Genomic DNA, 17638 nt, shown 5'->3' on the forward strand with positions numbered 1-17638 from the left:
TATATGTTACTTGAAATTTCGATAAAAAACTTTGCCATTATTGAGGCTATTTCCCTCAATTTTGAAAAGGGAATGACTGTCCTGACTGGTGAAACGGGTGCAGGGAAGTCGATTATCATTGATGCCATGAATATGATGTTGGGGACTCGTGCTACGACAGATGTTATTCGTCATGGTGCGCCAAAGGCAGAGATAGAGGGGCTTTTCTCAGTTGAGAATAGTCGTCTTTTACAGGAAATTTTTGATGAGCAAGGTTTGGAAATGGGTGATGAGATTATCATCCGTCGAGAAATCTTGCAAAATGGTCGGAGTATTAGTCGTGTCAATGGCCAGATGGTCAATCTATCTGTTTTGCGTGCTATTGGACAACATCTAGTAGATATTCATGGTCAGCATGACCAAGAGGAGTTAATGCGTCCTCAACTGCATATCCAGATGTTGGATGAATTCGGTGATGTAGCTTTTTGGAATTTGAAAGAAACCTATCAAACGAGTTTTGATGCCTACCGTAAAATGCGTAAGCAGGTTCTGGAAGTCAAGAAAAACCAACAGGAACACAAGGCACGTATCGAAATGTTGGAATTTCAAATGGCAGAGATTGAGGCAGCAAACTTGCAGGCTGGAGAAGATCTGGCTCTCAATCAAGAGCGTGATAAACTTCTCAATCATAAAAATATTGCGGATACGTTGACCAATGCCTACAGTATGTTGGACAATGAAGACTTTTCAAGTCTGGCCAATGTTCGTTCAGCCATGAATGACATGGAAAGTGTTGAAGAGTATGACCCTGAATACCGTGAAATTTCAAGCTCTTTGTCTGAGACCTACTATGTCTTAGAAGATATTAGCAAACGTTTGGAAGCTATTATAGAGGACCTTGATTTTGATGGCAATCGTCTCATGCAGGTTGAGAATCGTTTAGACCTCCTTCATACTATTACCCGTAAGTATGGTGGGACTGTAGACGATGTCTTGCTTTATTTTGCCAAGATTACGGAAGAATACAATCTCTTGACAGGCAATAACCTTTCGTCTGAGGATATGGAAGCAGAGCTTAAGAAATTGGAAGTCAATCTTGTCGCCTTGGCAGGTCAGCTTGCCTCTGCTCGTCATGATTTGGCTCAGCAGCTCGAAGCTGAGATTAAACAAGAACTGCAAGATCTTTATATGGAAAAAGCCCAGTTTCAGGTTCGTTTTAGCAAGGGAAAATTCAGCCGTGAAGGCAATGAAACGGTCGAGTTTTACATTTCAACCAACCCTGGCGAAGACTTTAAACCCTTGGTCAAGGTTGCGTCTGGTGGGGAATTATCTCGTCTCATGCTAGCCATTAAGTCCGCCTTTTCACGTAAAGAAGGCAAGACCAGTATTGTCTTTGATGAAGTGGATACGGGAGTTTCAGGACGTGTTGCCCAGGCTATTGCGCAGAAGATTCACAAGATTGGCCAGCATGGTCAGGTTCTGGCTATTTCCCATTTGCCACAAGTGATTGCGATTGCGGATTATCAATTCTTTATTGAAAAGATTAGCAATGACCATTCAACAGTTTCGACTGTTCGTCTCTTGACGGTTGAAGAGCGAGTGGAAGAAGTTGCTAAGATGTTGGCAGGTGATGATGTCACAGAAGCCGCCCTGACGCAAGCCAGAGAATTGTTGAGAAACAGGGAGAAATAAGATGACAGACTATTATGTTATTGGAGATGTTCATGGAAAAGCTGGGATGCTAGAAGACCTTCTCAAAACCTGGGATGGTCAGACCCAGTTGCTCTTTCTAGGGGACTTGATTGACCGTGGTGAAGATAGTCGCCGTGTTCTAGAGATAGTTAAGGACTTGGTGGACAATCAAGGGGCGATCTGTTTGTCAGGAAATCACGAGTATATGTTTTTGACTTGGCTCGATGACCCAGAAGAAAGTTATGACCATTATCGTCGCAATGGTGGAGATACAACCATTAACTCTATCCTAGGTCGTCCCTTGGATGCACCAGTTGACGGAGTAGAAGATGCCAAGTGTGTTGCTACTGAAGCGGCAGATTTGGTCGAATTTATTCGTCAAATGCCATTTGTGGTAGAGACAGATAAGTATATCTTTGTTCATGCAGGTATTGATTTGACCTTGGATGACTGGCATGAAACAACAGATTACAAGAAAGTCTGGCTCAGAAAACCATTCCACGAAGCCGAAAATCATACTGGAAAAACCATTGTCTTTGGTCACACACCAGTTTATGGTTTGCTGAAGCAAGAACGCGGTACAGCTGAGCTTTGGACTACAGAAGATGGTAAGATTGGGATGGACGGAGGAGCTGTCTATGGTGGTGTCCTTCATGGGATTGTCTTTACAGACCAAGGAATGACAGAACATCACTTTATCGAAAATGACGGCTTTGTTGCTGAAGATTAGTACTCCTAGCAGGGTATGGTCTTGTCAAAATGTCAAAAACAACTTATAATAAATAGATACCCTGAAAGGAAGAGAATCATGAACTTAGAAGAATTGAAAAAACGACAGGAGAAGATCCGTAACTTCTCTATTATCGCCCATATTGACCATGGAAAATCGACTCTAGCAGACCGCATTTTGGAAAAGACAGAGACGGTTTCAAGTCGTGAAATGCAGGCCCAGCTTTTGGATAGCATGGATCTAGAGCGGGAACGTGGAATTACCATTAAGTTGAATGCCATCGAGCTCAATTATACTGCAAAAGATGGGGAAACTTATATTTTCCACTTGATTGACACGCCGGGGCACGTGGACTTTACCTATGAAGTTTCACGTTCGCTCGCTGCCTGTGAGGGGGCTATTTTGGTGGTCGATGCTGCCCAAGGGATTGAAGCTCAAACCCTTGCCAACGTTTATCTAGCCTTGGACAATGATTTGGAAATCATGCCAGTCATTAATAAAATTGACCTACCAGCTGCAGATCCTGAGCGCGTGCGTACAGAGATTGAAGATGTCATTGGTTTGGATGCCAGTGAAGCAGTATTGGCTTCTGCCAAGGCTGGTATCGGTATTGAAGAAATCCTCGAGCAAATCGTAGAAAAAGTACCAGCCCCAACGGGTGATGTGACGGCACCACTGAAGGCCTTGATTTTCGACTCAGTTTACGATGCTTACCGTGGGGTTATTCTCCAAGTGCGTGTCATGGATGGTGTGGTCAAACCTGGCGATAAGATTCAGCTTATGAGCAATGGCAAGACTTTTGATGTGACTGAGGTTGGAATTTTTACTCCTAAGGCAGTTGGTCGTGATTTCCTTGCGACTGGTGACGTTGGTTATATTGCGGCTTCTATTAAGACGGTTCAGGATACGCGTGTGGGTGATACCGTTACCTTGGCAACCAATCCTGCGGCAGAGCCATTACATGGTTACAAGCAGATGAATCCTATGGTCTTTGCGGGTCTATATCCTATCGAGTCAAACAAGTATAATGACCTACGTGAAGCCCTTGAAAAATTGCAACTGAATGATGCCAGTTTGCAGTTTGAACCAGAAACATCTCAGGCCCTTGGATTTGGTTTCCGTTGTGGTTTTCTTGGACTTCTCCATATGGATGTTATCCAAGAACGTTTGGAACGTGAGTTCAACATCGACCTCATCATGACAGCTCCATCCGTTATCTATAAGGTTAATTTGACCGATGGTGAGTCTATGGATGTGTCTAACCCATCTGAGTTCCCAGACCCAACCAAGATTGCGACCATTGAAGAGCCATATGTTAAAGCGCAAATCATGGTACCGCAAGAGTTCGTCGGAGCAGTGATGGAATTAGCTCAACGTAAGCGTGGGGACTTTGTGACTATGGATTATATCGATGATAACCGTGTTAATGTTATCTATCAAATTCCTCTTGCTGAAATCGTCTTCGACTTCTTTGATAAACTCAAGTCTTCAACACGTGGTTATGCAAGCTTTGACTATGAATTGTCAGAGTACCGCCCATCTAAGCTTGTGAAAATGGATATCCTTCTCAACGGAGACAAGGTGGATGCCCTCAGCTTTATCGTTCACAAGGATTTTGCTTACGAACGTGGGAAACTCATCGTTGATAAGCTCAAGAAAATCATCCCTCGTCAACAATTCGAGGTACCAATTCAAGCAGCAATTGGACACAAGATTGTCGCTCGTACTGATATCAAGGCCCTTCGTAAGAATGTACTTGCTAAATGTTATGGTGGTGACGTTTCTCGTAAACGCAAACTCCTTGAAAAACAAAAAGCTGGTAAGAAACGCATGAAAGCCATCGGATCAGTAGAAGTTCCACAAGAAGCCTTTCTCAGCGTCTTGAGTATGGATGAAGAATAAGTTATCAGAAATGCCTTTCCTTGTTCATAGGAAATTTATATAAGAATTAATCGTAAAGCAGGCTTAGATGGTCTGCTTTTTTAGTTTCTAGAACAGAAAAAAATGTTTGAAATGTTTGTTTATGTGTTCGTTTTTTAATAAGAAACTATAAAAACAACAAAAATATAAAAAAAGAGACAAAAAACAACAGAAAATCATTGAAAACGGTTTCATATAGTGTTATACTTATAGCATAAAGTTAATGGAAAGAAGGGAAAACCTTATGGGATTAGATCATTTCTTTGACAAAAACCTTGTGTTTTGCTTAGAAGCGGATAATCAAGAACATCTCTTTGATCAGGTTGCAACTTTATTGGAAGAACGAGAAATCGTAACTCCGACTTATCGTGAAGCCTTGATCACGCGTGAAAAGTCATTTCCAACTGGCTTAGATATGGAATTTTTGGGTAAGGATTTGCCGAATGTGGCTATTCCTCATACAGATATTGTTCATAATCTAGCTGAAAAAGTTGTGGTCGTTCGATTAGATAAACCAGTGACTTTCCACAATATGATTGCACCAGATAAGGAAGTAGAAGTATCTTTACTCTTCTTTATCATTAATAACTCAAGTTCAAGTCAAACAAACATTCTTGCTCAGTTGATGGACTTCTTTACTGGAAATGGTCATCTTGAAGACCTATCAAAAATTTCTGAACCAGAAGCCCTCTATGCTTATATAGCTGAAGCAATCGCTTAATCTTGTCTATTAAAAATATTAAATCGGAGGAAATCCATATGATTAAAATTCTTGCTGCCTGTGGTGCAGGTGTTAACTCAAGCCACCAAATTAAAAGTGCTCTTGAAGAAGAACTTTCAAACCGTGGTTTTGATGTTCACTGTGATGCTGTTATGGTAAAAGACGTTAACGAAGACCTTATCAAAGGTTATGACATCTTCACACCAATTGCTGCGACAGATCTTGGTTTTGATCCAGGTATTCCAGTTATCGAAGCTGGACCAATCTTATTCCGTATCCCAGCAATGAGCGCTCCAGTATTTGACAATATTGAAGCAGCTATCAAAGAACACGGATTAAGCTAATTCTAATTTGTTAACATTCATATAACATAAAAAAGGGAGGAACTGTTATGGATGCAATCTTTGACCTAATCAAAAAGGTCTTTACACCCGTCTTAGATATGGGTGGTCCTGTCATCATGTTGATCATTTTGACAATATTGGCTCTACTTTTTGGAGTGAAATTCTCCAAAGCGCTTGAAGGTGGTATCAAACTTGCCATCGCTCTTACAGGTATCGGTGCCATCATCGGTATGCTAAACACTGCTTTCTCAGCATCACTAGCAAAATTCGTTGAAAACACAGGTATCCAATTGAGTATCACTGACGTTGGTTGGGCACCACTTGCAACAATCACTTGGGGTTCTGCTTGGACACTATACTTCTTGCTTATCATGTTGATTGTCAACATAGTGATGCTAGCTATGAAGAAAACTGATACACTTGATGTTGATATCTTCGATATCTGGCACTTGTCTATCACAGGTCTTTTGATTAAATGGTATGCAGACAACAACGGTGTGAGTCAAGGGGTTTCACTCTTTATTGCTACAGCAGCTATCGTCCTTGTTGGTGTGTTGAAAATTATCAACTCTGATTTGATGAAACCTACATTTGATGACCTTCTTAACGCTCCAAGTTCATCACCAATGACATCAACTCACATGAACTACATGATGAACCCAATTATCATGGTTTTGGATAAGATTTTTGAGAAATTCTTCCCAGGCCTTGATAAATATGACTTTGACGCTGCTAAATTGAACAAGAAAATCGGTTTCTGGGGTTCTAAATTCTTTATCGGTTTCATCCTTGGTATTGTTATCGGTATTATGGGAACTCCACATCCAATTGCAGGTGTTGAAGATGCAGATAAATGGCGTCTGGTTATTAAAGGATGGTTGTCTCTTGGTTTGACTGCCGGTGTATCTTTGGAACTCTTCTCACTTATCGGTTCTTGGTTCATCGCAGCAGTAGAACCACTTTCACAAGGTATTACAAACGTTGCTACTAAACGTCTTCAAGGACGTAAATTCAACATCGGTCTTGACTGGCCATTCATCGCTGGTCGTGCTGAAATCTGGGCTTGTGCTAACGTACTTGCACCAATCATGTTGATTGAAGCAGTGCTTCTTTCAAAAGTCGGAAATGGTATTTTGCCACTTGCAGGTATCATCGCTATGGGTGTTACTCCAGCTCTCTTGGTTGTAACTCGTGGTAAATTGCTCCGTATGATTATCTTCGGAACACTCTTGTTGCCACTCTTCCTTCTTTCAGGTACACTTATCGCACCGTTTGCAACAGAACTTGCTAAAGGTGTAGGTGCCTTCCCAGCAGGTGTGAGCGAAACTCAATTGATCACTCACTCAACTCTTGAAGGACCAATCGAAAAACTTCTTGGTTGGACAATTGGTAACACTACAACTGGTGATATCAAAGCAATCCTTGGTGCTGTAGTCTTCCTTGTATTCTATATCGGTATCTTTGCATGGTACAGAAAACAAATGATCAAACGTAACGAAGAGTACGCAGCGAAAGCAAAATAATGCGCTCCTATAAAATGTAAGCTCAATGAAAATCAAAGAGCAAACTAGAAAGCGAGTCGCAGGTTGCTCAAAATATAGTTTTGAGGTTGTAGATAAGACTGACGAAGTCAGTGACCATATCTACGGCAAGGCGACGCTGACGAAGTTTGAATTGGATTTTCGCAGAGTGTAAATTGTTGAAACTAGGTTGTCATACCATTAGGAGTGACAGCCTAGTTTTTTATAAACTATCAAGAAATCGGAGAAAATAATGGTAATTGAATTAAAATCAGAACAACTAAGAGTTCAATTTAACAGTTTTGGTGGGGCTCTTTCTTCTATAAAAGATGCTGAAGGTCTTGAGTATTTGTGGCAAGGAGATGCTACTTATTGGAGTGGACAAGCTCCTGTTCTCTTCCCCATTTGTGGTTCATTGAGAGAGGATACAGCCTTCTATATAGATGAGAAGGGGCAAGAAAGCAAAGGAAAGATTCCTCGTCATGGTTTGGTTCGTAAGAAAGAATTTGAATTAGTTGAGAAGACAGATAAGAGTGTAACTTTTGCAATTGAAGATGATGAGAATAGCTATCAAAACTATCCTTATCATTTCCGTCTAGAAATCACTTATAGCCTTACTGGCAAGACAGTGCGGACTCAATACAAGATCTTTAATAAAGAAACTAGCAAGGTCATGCCTTACTTTATTGGTGGACATCCAGGATTTAATTGTCCTCTATTTGATGATGAAGTCTATGAAGATTACTATTTAGAGTTTGAGAAAGAGGAGACTTGCTCTGTTCCACGTCCTTTCCCAGAAACTGGTATGTTGGATTTCCAAGATAGAAATCCATGGCTAGAAGGTCAAAAAGAATTAGACCTCAGCTATGATCTTTTCAGTACAGATGCAGTCACCTTAGATGAATTACAATCTAGAACAATTTCCCTTCGTTCTCGTAAACATGATAAAGGGTTGAAAGTGCACTTTGCAGAGTTTCCAAACCTTATTATCTGGTCAACTTTGAACAAAGGACCTTTCATTGCCTTTGAACCATGGTCTGGCTTGTCAACTTCCCTTGAAGAAGGAGATCATCTAGAAGATAAGAAGAATGTTCGCCTCCTAGAACCTGGTCAAGTGGATCAAATTGGTTTTGACATTGAAATTTTTTAATTAAAAAAACACAAAAACAAACATTAACTGTTGACTTTTTTAGGAAATAGGAGTATATTATGTTTGTAAGCAACAAATGATGTTTGTAACAAACAAACAATCAATTGTTATATTTTCTTTCGTGGAGAAGGATTTTCTAGGAAACTGGTTTCCTAAATTTGAATAAGGTGTCATTCATCTCATTCAATCCAATGTGTCAATAAACTGCTAGAAAGCTTTTTGTAGGTAATACTCAATGAAAATTAAAGAGCAAACTAGGAAACTAGCCGCAGGCTGTACTTGAGTACGGCAAGGCGACGTTGACGCGGTTTGAATTTGATTTTCGAAGAGTATAAACTGCTAACTATAAAAGGTTTTATTAGCCTAGAAAAATAAAAAGGAGTATACAATATGTCTATTGTTATCGGTGCAGATGCTGCAGGTTTGAGATTGAAAGAAGTTGTGAAAGACTTCTTGGAAAAAGAAAACTTCCACGTTGTGGATGTTACAGCTGAAGGTCAAGACTTTGTTGATGTGACTCTTGCTGTTGCTGCAGAAGTAAACAAAGAAGAACAAAACCTTGGTATCGTGATTGATGCTTATGGTGCTGGTCCATTTATGGTTGCAACTAAGATTAAAGGAATGGTTGCTGCAGAAGTATCTGACGAACGTTCAGCTTATATGACTCGTGGACACAACAACTCACGTATGATCACTATGGGTGCACAACTTGTCGGTGATGAATTGGCTAAAAACATTGCTAAAGGATTTGTTAACGGAAAATACGATGGTGGACGTCACCAAATTAGGGTCGATATGTTGAACAAAATGTGCTAATACTCTTCAAAAATCAAGATAATCTGTCGTCAGCTCACTTTAGCTAACCTCAGTTATGCTTGCAGCTCGCTTCCTAAGCTAATCTTGATTTTTATTGAGTAAGGATAAATGATATTAGATTTATATAATTAATCGGAGGGAATAACTAATGAGAATTGCAATTGGATGTGACCACATCGTAACAGATGAAAAAATGGCGGTTTCAGAATTTTTGAAATCAAAAGGATATGAAGTCATTGACTTTGGTACATATGACCATACACGTACTCACTACCCAATCTTTGGTAAAAAAGTAGGGGAAGCTGTAACTAGTGGTCAAGCTGATCTTGGAGTATGTATCTGTGGTACTGGTGTAGGTATCAACAACGCTGTAAATAAAGTCCCAGGTGTCCGTTCTGCCTTGGTTCGTGATATGACAACAGCTCTTTATGCTAAAGAACAATTGAACGCTAACGTTATCGGTTTTGGTGGTAAGATTACTGGTGAATTGCTTATGTGTGATATCATCGAAGCTTTCATCCATGCTGAATACAAACCATCTGAAGAAAACAAGAAATTGATTGCGAAAATTGAACACCTTGAAAGTCACAATGCTCAACAAACAGACGCAAACTTCTTCACTGAATTCCTTGAAAAATGGGATCGCGGAGAATACCACGACTAAGAGGTGACCTATGATTTTAACAGTCACAATGAACCCATCCATTGATATTTCCTATCCCTTGGATGAGTTGAAGATTGATACTGTCAATCGTGTGGTGGATGTAACCAAAACGGCTGGTGGTAAGGGACTCAATGTTACCCGAGTACTTTCAGAATTTGGGGATTCTGTTCTTGCTACTGGTTTAGTGGGTGGCAAACTTGGTGAGTTTTTGGTTGAACATATCGATAATCAAGTAAAAAAAGATTTCTTCTCTATTCAAGGAGAAACTCGTAACTGTATCGCTATTTTACACGGAGACAACCAAACAGAAGTTCTTGAAAAAGGTCCTGAAGTATTGGAACAGGAAGGTCAAGACTTTTTGGAACATTTCAAAAAACTCTTGGAGTCAGTTGAAGTAGTAGCTATCTCAGGTAGTCTGCCAGCTGGCCTTCCAGTTGATTACTATGCGAGCTTGGTAGAACTTGCTAATCAAGCTGGCAAGCCTGTTGTCTTGGACTGCTCTGGTGCAGCACTTCAGGCGGTTCTTGAATCACCACATAAACCAACAGTCATCAAACCAAATAATGAAGAATTGTCTCAACTTCTAGGAAGAGAAGTTTCTGAGGATTTGGATGAATTAAAAGAAGTCCTTCAAGAACCTTTGTTTGCAGGTATTGAATGGATTATCGTTTCACTTGGTGCCAACGGTGCTTTTGCCAAACATGGTGACACTTTCTACAAGGTAGATATTCCTAGAATTCAGGTGGTCAACCCTGTCGGATCTGGAGACTCTACTGTGGCAGGAATTTCTTCAGGACTGCTTCACAAAGAATCGGATGCAGCATTACTCATCAAGGCAAATGTCCTTGGTATGCTCAATGCTCAAGAAAAAATGACTGGTCATGTCAACATGGCCAACTATCAAGCTCTATATGATCAATTAATAGTAAAAGAGGTATAAAATGGCTTTAACAGAACAAAAACGTGCACGCTTAGAAAAACTTTCTGATGAAAATGGTATCATCTCAGCTCTTGCATTTGACCAACGTGGTGCTTTGAAACGCCTCATGGCTCAACACCAAACAGAAGAACCAACAGTGGCTCAAATGGAAGAACTTAAAGTTTTGGTAGCGGATGAATTGACTAAATACGCTTCATCAATGCTTCTTGACCCTGAGTATGGACTTCCAGCAACTAAAGCTCTTGATGAAAAAGCTGGTCTTCTCCTTGCTTATGAAAAAACAGGTTACGACACAACAAGCACAAAACGCTTGCCAGACTGCTTGGATGTTTGGTCTGCAAAACGTATTAAAGAAGAAGGTGCAGATGCAGTTAAATTCTTGCTTTACTATGATGTAGATAGCTCAGACGAACTCAACCAAGAAAAACAAGCTTACATCGAACGCATCGGTTCTGAATGTGTGGCTGAAGATATCCCATTCTTCCTTGAAATCCTTGCTTACGATGAAAAAATTGCTGATGCAGGTTCTGTAGAATACGCTAAAGTAAAACCACACAAAGTTATCGGTGCTATGAAAGTCTTCTCAGACCCACGCTTTAACATTGATGTCTTGAAAGTAGAAGTTCCTGTTAACATTAAATATGTTGAAGGCTTTGCTGAGGGTGAAGTGGTTTACACACGTGAAGAAGCAGCAGCCTTCTTCAAAGCACAAGATGAAGCAACTAACTTGCCATACATCTACTTGAGTGCTGGTGTATCAGCTAAACTCTTCCAAGATACTCTTGTATTTGCTCATGAATCAGGTGCAAACTTCAATGGAGTTCTTTGTGGCCGTGCTACATGGGCTGGATCAGTTGAAGCTTACATCAAAGATGGTGAAGCAGCAGCTCGCGAATGGCTTCGTACAACTGGTTTTGAAAACATTGACGAACTCAACAAAGTTCTTCAAACAACAGCAACTTCATGGAAAGAACGCGTGTAAGCAAGTCCTCCTAGGTTAGGAACATGAATCTAAAAAAATTTTAAAAAAGTTGTATGTAAAGGTTTACAAAATAACTTACTTGTGCTATACTTAAATCACAAGTTAATACAAGGTGAGTGTTACTAAGTAATATTAGGCATGATCACAGGTGAATTAGAAATCGGCTGATTTTCTAGTTCATTTGTGGTCATTTTTTGTACTCATATACCTTTAAGATATAAAAGGAGGTTGACATGTATCGAATTCTAAATCCAATGAATCACAATGTCTCGCTTGTCAGAAATGATAAGGGAGAAGAAGTGATTGTGATTGGTAAGGGGATTACATTTGGAAAGAGGAAGGGAGATTTGATTGCTGAACAGCAGGTTGAGAAAATCTTTCGGATGAAGACCGAAGAGTCAAGAGAAAACTTTATGGCTCTCCTCAAAGATGTTCCGCTTGATTTTATCACAGTGACTTATGAAATCATTGATAAGCTATCAAAGAAATATCATTATCCGATTCAAGAGTATCTCTACGTAACCTTGACAGATCATATTTACTGTTCTTACCAAGCTCTAGCACAAGGAAGGTACAAGGATAGTAATCTGCCAGATATTTCTACTAAGTATCCTGTCGCTTTTCAAATCGCAAATGAAGCATTTGAAATTTACAGCCAGAAGCTAGCGGATCATTTTCCTGAGGACGAAATTATTCGGATTGCTTATCATTTCATTAATGCCGAAGGTGAAAATGAAGTGGAACTTGTGGAGTCGATTGATAAGAGGAAAGAAATTCTCAGGAATGTTGAAGAAGTTTTAACGGACTATGCAATTCAGCGAACCAAAGAGAATAACCATTTCTATGATCGCTTTATGATACATCTAAATTATTTCTTGGATTATTTAGACAGATCTAGAGATGATAACCAATCACTTCTGGATATGGAAGACCACATCAAACAATCCTATCCAAAAGCGTTCGAGATTGGTTCCAAGATCTATGATGTGATTACGCAACATACGGGTCTTGATTTGTATAAAAGTGAACGAGTTTATCTAGTTCTACATATCCAACGTTTGTTGTCATAAAAATTTAATTAAAAATATATAAGGAGAATTCTATCATGAATAGAGAAGAAGTAACATTGTTAGGTTTTGAAATCGTAGCCTATGCTGGCGATGCTCGTTCAAAACTATTGGAAGCCTTGAAGGCTGCTGAAGCTGGTGATTTTGCAAAAGCGGACGCTCTGGTAGAGGAAGCTGGTAGCTGTATCGCAGAGGCACACCATGCGCAAACAAGTCTATTGACTAAGGAAGCTTCTGGTGAGGACTTAGCATATAGTGTGACCATGATGCATGGCCAAGACCACTTGATGACAACTGTCTTGTTAAAAGATTTGATGCACCACTTAATCGAACTCTACAAGAGAGGAGTTAAATAATGAACAAACTAATTGCATTTATCGAGAAAGGAAAACCTTTCTTTGAGAAATTATCTCGTAATATCTATCTTCGTGCTATTCGTGATGGTTTCATTGCAGGTATGCCTGTTATTCTCTTCTCAAGTATTTTTATCTTAATCGCCTATGTACCAAACTCATGGGGCTTTAAATGGTCTGATGAAGTTGTAGCCTTTCTCATGAAACCTTACAGCTATTCAATGGGGATTCTAGCTCTCTTGGTAGCTGGTACAACAGCTAAATCTTTGACCGACTCAGTAAACCGTAGCATGGAGAAAACCAATCAAATCAACTATATGTCAACATTGTTGGCAGCAATTGTTGGTTTGTTGATGTTGGCAGCTGATCCTATCGAAAATGGCCTAGCTACTGGATTCTTGGGGACAAAAGGTTTGCTTTCAGCCTTCCTTGCTGCCTTTGTTACTGTAGCCATCTATAAGGTTTGTGTTAAGAACAACGTCACTATTCGCATGCCTGACGAAGTTCCACCAAATATCTCACAAGTCTTTAAAGATGTGATTCCATTCACTCTATCAGTTGTTTCTCTTTACGCTCTTGATTTACTAGCTCGTCATTTTGTTGGTGCAAGCGTAGCTGAATCAATCGGTAAATTCTTTGCACCATTATTCTCTGCAGCTGATGGCTATCTTGGTATTACCATTATCTTTGGTGCCTTTGCCTTCTTCTGGTTTGTTGGTATCCATGGTCCATCTATCGTTGAACCAGCAATCGCAGCTATTACCTATGCAAATGCCGAAGTCAACTTGAACCTTCTCCAACAAGGGATGCATGCTGATAAAATCCTTACTTCAGGAACTCAAATGTTTATTGTTACCATGGGTGGTACTGGTGCGACACTGGTTGTTCCATTCATGTTCATGTGGTTGACCAAATCAAAACGAAATCGTGCAATCGGACGTGCTTCAGTAGTTCCAACATTCTTTGGTGTAAATGAACCAATCTTGTTTGGTGCACCACTTGTATTGAACCCAATCTTCTTCATTCCATTTATCTTTGCTCCAATCGCAAACGTATGGATCTTTAAATTCTTTATTGAAACTCTTGGAATGAATTCATTTACTGCTAATCTACCATGGACAACCCCAGCTCCACTCGGTCTAGTTCTTGGTACTAACTTCCAAGTTCTATCATTCATTCTTGCTGCTCTTCTAATCGTGGTTGACGTAGTCATTTACTATCCATTCCTTAAGGTCTATGATGAACAAATTCTTGAAGAAGAGCGTTCAGGTAAATCTAATGATGAATTGAAAGACAAAGTTGCTGCAAACTTCAACACTGCAAAAGCAGATGCTATTCTTGAGAAAGCGGGTGTAGAAGCAGCACAAAATAAAATCACTGAAGAAACAAATGTCCTCGTTCTCTGTGCAGGTGGAGGGACAAGTGGACTTCTTGCAAATGCGTTGAACAAGGCAGCTGCAGAATACAATGTTCCTGTGAAAGCAGCAGCAGGTGGCTATGGTGCTCATCGTGAAATGTTACCAGAGTTTGATTTGGTTATCCTTGCCCCTCAAGTTGCTTCAAACTTTGAAGACATGAAAGCAGAAACAGATAAGCTCGGTATTAAACTTGCGAAAACAGAAGGTGCTCAATACATCAAATTAACCCGTGATGGAAAAGGTGCTCTTGCATTTGTACAAGCGCAATTCGATTAAGGCTAGGGACTCTGAAACAGTCTCCTCTCGTTACGGAAATTGCTATAGCGAATTTCCTAATCGCCTTGTTAATTCGTCGGTAAAAAGATATCGTTTTTACCTCCTCATGTCACAATTCGATTAATAATAGGGACTATGAAATAGTCTCCTCTCGTTACGGAAATCGCTATGACGAATTTCCTAATCGCCTTATTAATTCATCGGTAAAAAGATATCGTTTTTACCTCCTCATGTCACAATTCGATTAACGATAGGGACTGTGAAACAGTCTCCTCTCGTTACGGAAATCGCTATGGCGAATTTCCTAATCGCCTTGTTAATTCGTCGGTAAAAAGATACCGTTTTTACCTCCTCATGTCACAATTCGGTGACTTGGTACAAGAAGTGAGATGGAGAAGGATGGCTCACTGACTCCTCTCCTCTCACTTTTACTTTATTTTAAATCAAGAAATAGGTGAAAAAAATGACAAAAACACTTCCAAAAGACTTTATTTTTGGTGGCGCAACAGCAGCCTATCAAGCAGAAGGCGCTACACATACTGATGGGAAAGGACCAGTAGCGTGGGATAAATATCTTGAAGATAACTACTGGTACACTGCAGAACCAGCCAGTGATTTTTACAATCGATATCCAGTTGACCTCAAGCTAGCAGAAGAGTATGGTGTCAATGGCATTCGAATTTCTATTGCCTGGTCACGTATTTTCCCGACTGGTTACGGTCAAGTAAATCAGAAAGGTGTCGAGTTTTATCATAATTTATTTGCAGAGTGCCACAAACGTCATGTTGAACCCTTCGTAACTCTTCATCACTTTGACACACCAGAAGCTCTCCACTCAAATGGCGACTTCTTAAACCGTGAAAATATCGAACACTTTGTAGATTACGCTGCCTTCTGTTTTGAAGAATTTCCAGAAGTAAACTATTGGACAACATTCAATGAAATTGGGCCAATCGGTGATGGTCAATACTTGGTTGGGAAATTCCCTCCAGGTATCCAGTACGACCTTGCCAAAGTTTTCCAATCGCACCACAATATGATGGTTTCTCATGCGCGTGCAGTTAAGCTATATAAAGATAAAGGTTATAAAGGTGAAATTGGTGTTGTTCATGCTCTGCCTACTAAGTATCCTCTAGATCCTGAAAATCCTGCAGATGTTATTGCGGCAGAGTTGGAGGACATTATCCATAATAAATTTATCTTGGATGCAACTTATCTGGGTCACTACTCTGAAAAGACCCTGGCAGGGGTAGAGGCTATCTTGGCTGCCAATGGTGGTAGCTTGGATCTTCGTGAAGAAGATTTTACAGCATTAGAAGCTGCAAAAGACTTGAATGATTTTCTAGGCATCAACTACTATATGAGTGACTGGATGGAAGCATTTGATGGAGAAACTGAAATTATCCATAATGGTAAGGGTGAGAAAGGAAGCTCTAAATACCAAATCAAAGGTGTTGGTCGTCGTGTAGCTCCGGATTATGTGCCACGTACGGACTGGGATTGGATTATCTACCCTCAAGGTTTGTATGACCAAATCATGCGCGTGAAGAAAGATTATCCGAACTACAAGAAGATTTACATCACTGAAAATGGTCTCGGATATAAAGATGAGTTCGTCGATAACACTGTTTACGATGATGGACGTATTGATTATGTGAAACAACACTTGGAAGTATTATCTGATGCGATTGCAGATGGAGCTAATGTAAAAGGTTACTTCATTTGGTCATTAATGGATGTCTTCTCATGGTCAAATGGATATGAGAAACGTTACGGTCTCTTTTATGTAGACTTTGAAACTCAAGAACGTTATCCGAAGAAATCAGCTCACTGGTACAAGAAAGTAGCGGAAAGTCAGATTATAGACTAGTAGAATGAGTAATTAGATATAGAATTCTAGTGAGGCAAAAGATGTTCAAAGATTTTATCCAATCAATTTATGAAAAAGTTTATATTATCAATTTTAATAAATGTTCTCAAATACCGTGTTTGACGAATAAAGAACTGAAAAGTCTTGGGAAATGGTATGTCTCGACTGGTAAAGAATGGATTTGTCATTCAGATTATGAGCTGGAAGAATTTAAAAATATCTTTTTAAATTTTATCAGTCCTGAAGAATGGGATAATATCTCCTTTGATTCAGATTTTATGCCGTTTCAACAATCATAAAGAATCTAGGAAACTCTTTGTAAAAATCTTCATCAAAAAATGCGTCATATCAAGATTCTTATTTTCTTGATATGACGCATTTTATTTTTTATCAATCCTCAGTTTTATGGTTTAGAAAGAATAATTTTTGTTTGTTTTGAAAGTTGTTCGAAGGTTTCTTTGCTCAGTTTAGAATCTGAAACGATGGTATCAATATCAGAGATATTGTAGAAGGTGTAAAAATCAAACTTATTGAACTTACTATTGTCAGCTAGTAAGTATTTTTTATTGGAATTATTGAGGGCGATGCGTTGAGATTCGCCTTCTTCTTCACTAAAGGTCGCAATCGCATTGTCCTGAATACCATTACAGCTAACGAAAGCTTTAGAAAATTGAAGATTGGCTAAGTTTTGCAATGTTAGTGTTCCAACAAAGGCTCCAGTGATAGAGCGGTAGTTTCCACCGATTAAAATCAAATCTGTTAGTTTTCGTTCGTTTAGGATGAGAAAGACTGGTAAACTGTTTGTTACAACACGAATATTATCGATTGGAAGTTCACGGGCAAAAGATTCCAAGGTTGTACCTGGGCCGATAAAAATGGTCTCTCCCTCAGCAATTAAATGACCTGCAAAACGGCTGATTTCTTGTTTTTCTGCGATTTGTAAGCTTTGTTTTTCAATATTGGAACGTTCATTGTTTAAAATGGAGCCTGTGCGAATTTTTTCAGCTCCTCCATGCACACGAACAAGTAAATCTTTGTCAGCTAACTCTTGTAAATAGCGTCTAGCAGTCATATCTGACACATCCAGGCGAGTCATGATTTCTTTTACAGTAATAGTTCCCTTTGTATTTACCGTTTCTAGAATATTATCTAGTTTTTCCTGCTTTAGCATCGTTATCACCTCTATTTCTATTACT

General features: G+C 39.6%; 18 protein-coding genes. 17 read left to right on the plus strand and 1 reads right to left on the minus strand.

Annotated features, from left to right (window positions below):
* Positions 1 to 3: 3 nt before the first annotated feature.
* The 17 genes from recN (at position 4) to SK608_RS05170 (ending at position 16741) form a co-directional block, all read left to right on the plus strand.
* Positions 4 to 1671, plus strand: a complete 1668-nt coding sequence (gene recN / locus SK608_RS05095) for a DNA repair protein RecN (protein WP_033677058.1) — start codon at positions 4 to 6, stop codon at positions 1669 to 1671.
* Between the two features lies 1 nt (position 1672).
* On the plus strand, positions 1673 to 2401 hold the full coding sequence (locus SK608_RS05100; protein WP_033677060.1) for a metallophosphoesterase family protein: 729 nt from the start codon (positions 1673 to 1675) through the stop codon (positions 2399 to 2401).
* A gap of 78 nt (positions 2402 to 2479) precedes the next feature.
* Entirely contained in the window at positions 2480 to 4303 is a 1824-nt protein-coding gene (lepA, locus tag SK608_RS05105) for a translation elongation factor 4 (protein ID WP_001047207.1), read from the plus strand.
* A gap of 262 nt (positions 4304 to 4565) precedes the next feature.
* A complete protein-coding gene (locus SK608_RS05110) occupies positions 4566 to 5042 on the plus strand; it encodes a PTS sugar transporter subunit IIA (protein WP_000521972.1) in 477 nt (158 codons plus the stop codon).
* Between the two features lie 38 nt (positions 5043 to 5080).
* Positions 5081 to 5386: a PTS sugar transporter subunit IIB gene (locus SK608_RS05115; protein ID WP_000590547.1), complete on the plus strand. Its 306-nt coding sequence runs from the start codon at positions 5081 to 5083 to the stop codon at positions 5384 to 5386.
* A 47-nt stretch (positions 5387 to 5433) separates the two neighbouring features.
* Positions 5434 to 6909: a PTS galactitol transporter subunit IIC gene (locus SK608_RS05120; protein WP_033677063.1), complete on the plus strand. Its 1476-nt coding sequence runs from the start codon at positions 5434 to 5436 to the stop codon at positions 6907 to 6909.
* A gap of 25 nt (positions 6910 to 6934) precedes the next feature.
* The gene (locus SK608_RS11320) at positions 6935 to 7081 is read left to right on the plus strand and encodes a chlorohydrolase (RefSeq protein WP_082242418.1); all 147 of its coding nucleotides are present in this window, start codon (positions 6935 to 6937) and stop codon (positions 7079 to 7081) included.
* A gap of 78 nt (positions 7082 to 7159) precedes the next feature.
* Positions 7160 to 8056 carry an aldose 1-epimerase family protein gene (locus SK608_RS10680; protein ID WP_082242419.1) on the plus strand — a complete coding sequence of 299 codons (897 nt, stop codon included), beginning with the start codon at positions 7160 to 7162 and terminating at the stop codon, positions 8054 to 8056.
* Between the two features lie 390 nt (positions 8057 to 8446).
* Positions 8447 to 8872, plus strand: a complete 426-nt coding sequence (gene lacA / locus SK608_RS05130; protein WP_000029277.1) for a galactose-6-phosphate isomerase subunit LacA — start codon at positions 8447 to 8449, stop codon at positions 8870 to 8872.
* A gap of 148 nt (positions 8873 to 9020) precedes the next feature.
* Positions 9021 to 9536, plus strand: coding sequence for a galactose-6-phosphate isomerase subunit LacB (gene lacB, locus SK608_RS05135; protein ID WP_001216910.1), 516 nt, complete (start codon positions 9021 to 9023; stop codon positions 9534 to 9536).
* A 10-nt stretch (positions 9537 to 9546) separates the two neighbouring features.
* A complete protein-coding gene (locus SK608_RS05140) occupies positions 9547 to 10476 on the plus strand; it encodes a tagatose-6-phosphate kinase (protein WP_033677065.1) in 930 nt (309 codons plus the stop codon).
* Between the two features lies 1 nt (position 10477).
* The gene (gene lacD, locus SK608_RS05145) at positions 10478 to 11458 is read left to right on the plus strand and encodes a tagatose-bisphosphate aldolase (protein ID WP_001229114.1); all 981 of its coding nucleotides are present in this window, start codon (positions 10478 to 10480) and stop codon (positions 11456 to 11458) included.
* A 233-nt stretch (positions 11459 to 11691) separates the two neighbouring features.
* Positions 11692 to 12528, plus strand: coding sequence for a PRD domain-containing protein (locus SK608_RS05150; RefSeq protein WP_033677069.1), 837 nt, complete (start codon positions 11692 to 11694; stop codon positions 12526 to 12528).
* Between the two features lie 35 nt (positions 12529 to 12563).
* A complete protein-coding gene (locus tag SK608_RS05155; protein WP_033677071.1) occupies positions 12564 to 12881 on the plus strand; it encodes a PTS lactose/cellobiose transporter subunit IIA in 318 nt (105 codons plus the stop codon).
* On the plus strand, positions 12881 to 14572 hold the full coding sequence (locus SK608_RS05160; RefSeq protein WP_033677073.1) for a lactose-specific PTS transporter subunit EIIC: 1692 nt from the start codon (positions 12881 to 12883) through the stop codon (positions 14570 to 14572). The genes SK608_RS05155 and SK608_RS05160 overlap by 1 nt, the downstream gene beginning before the upstream one ends.
* 463 nt (positions 14573 to 15035) lie before the next feature.
* Positions 15036 to 16442: a 6-phospho-beta-galactosidase gene (lacG, locus tag SK608_RS05165; protein WP_033677077.1), complete on the plus strand. Its 1407-nt coding sequence runs from the start codon at positions 15036 to 15038 to the stop codon at positions 16440 to 16442.
* Positions 16443 to 16483: 41 nt separating this feature from the next.
* On the plus strand, positions 16484 to 16741 hold the full coding sequence (locus SK608_RS05170; RefSeq protein WP_082242420.1) for a DUF3884 family protein: 258 nt from the start codon (positions 16484 to 16486) through the stop codon (positions 16739 to 16741).
* Between the two features lie 104 nt (positions 16742 to 16845).
* Here the strand turns inward: SK608_RS05170 and SK608_RS05175 are convergent, their stop codons facing one another.
* The gene (locus SK608_RS05175; RefSeq protein WP_033677079.1) at positions 16846 to 17613 is read right to left on the minus strand and encodes a DeoR/GlpR family DNA-binding transcription regulator; all 768 of its coding nucleotides are present in this window, start codon (positions 17611 to 17613) and stop codon (positions 16846 to 16848) included.
* Positions 17614 to 17638: the final 25 nt, after the last annotated feature.

This window comes from Streptococcus mitis subsp. hohhotensis (assembly GCF_000722775.1).
Classification (GTDB): Bacteria; Bacillota; Bacilli; order Lactobacillales; family Streptococcaceae; genus Streptococcus; species Streptococcus carlssonii.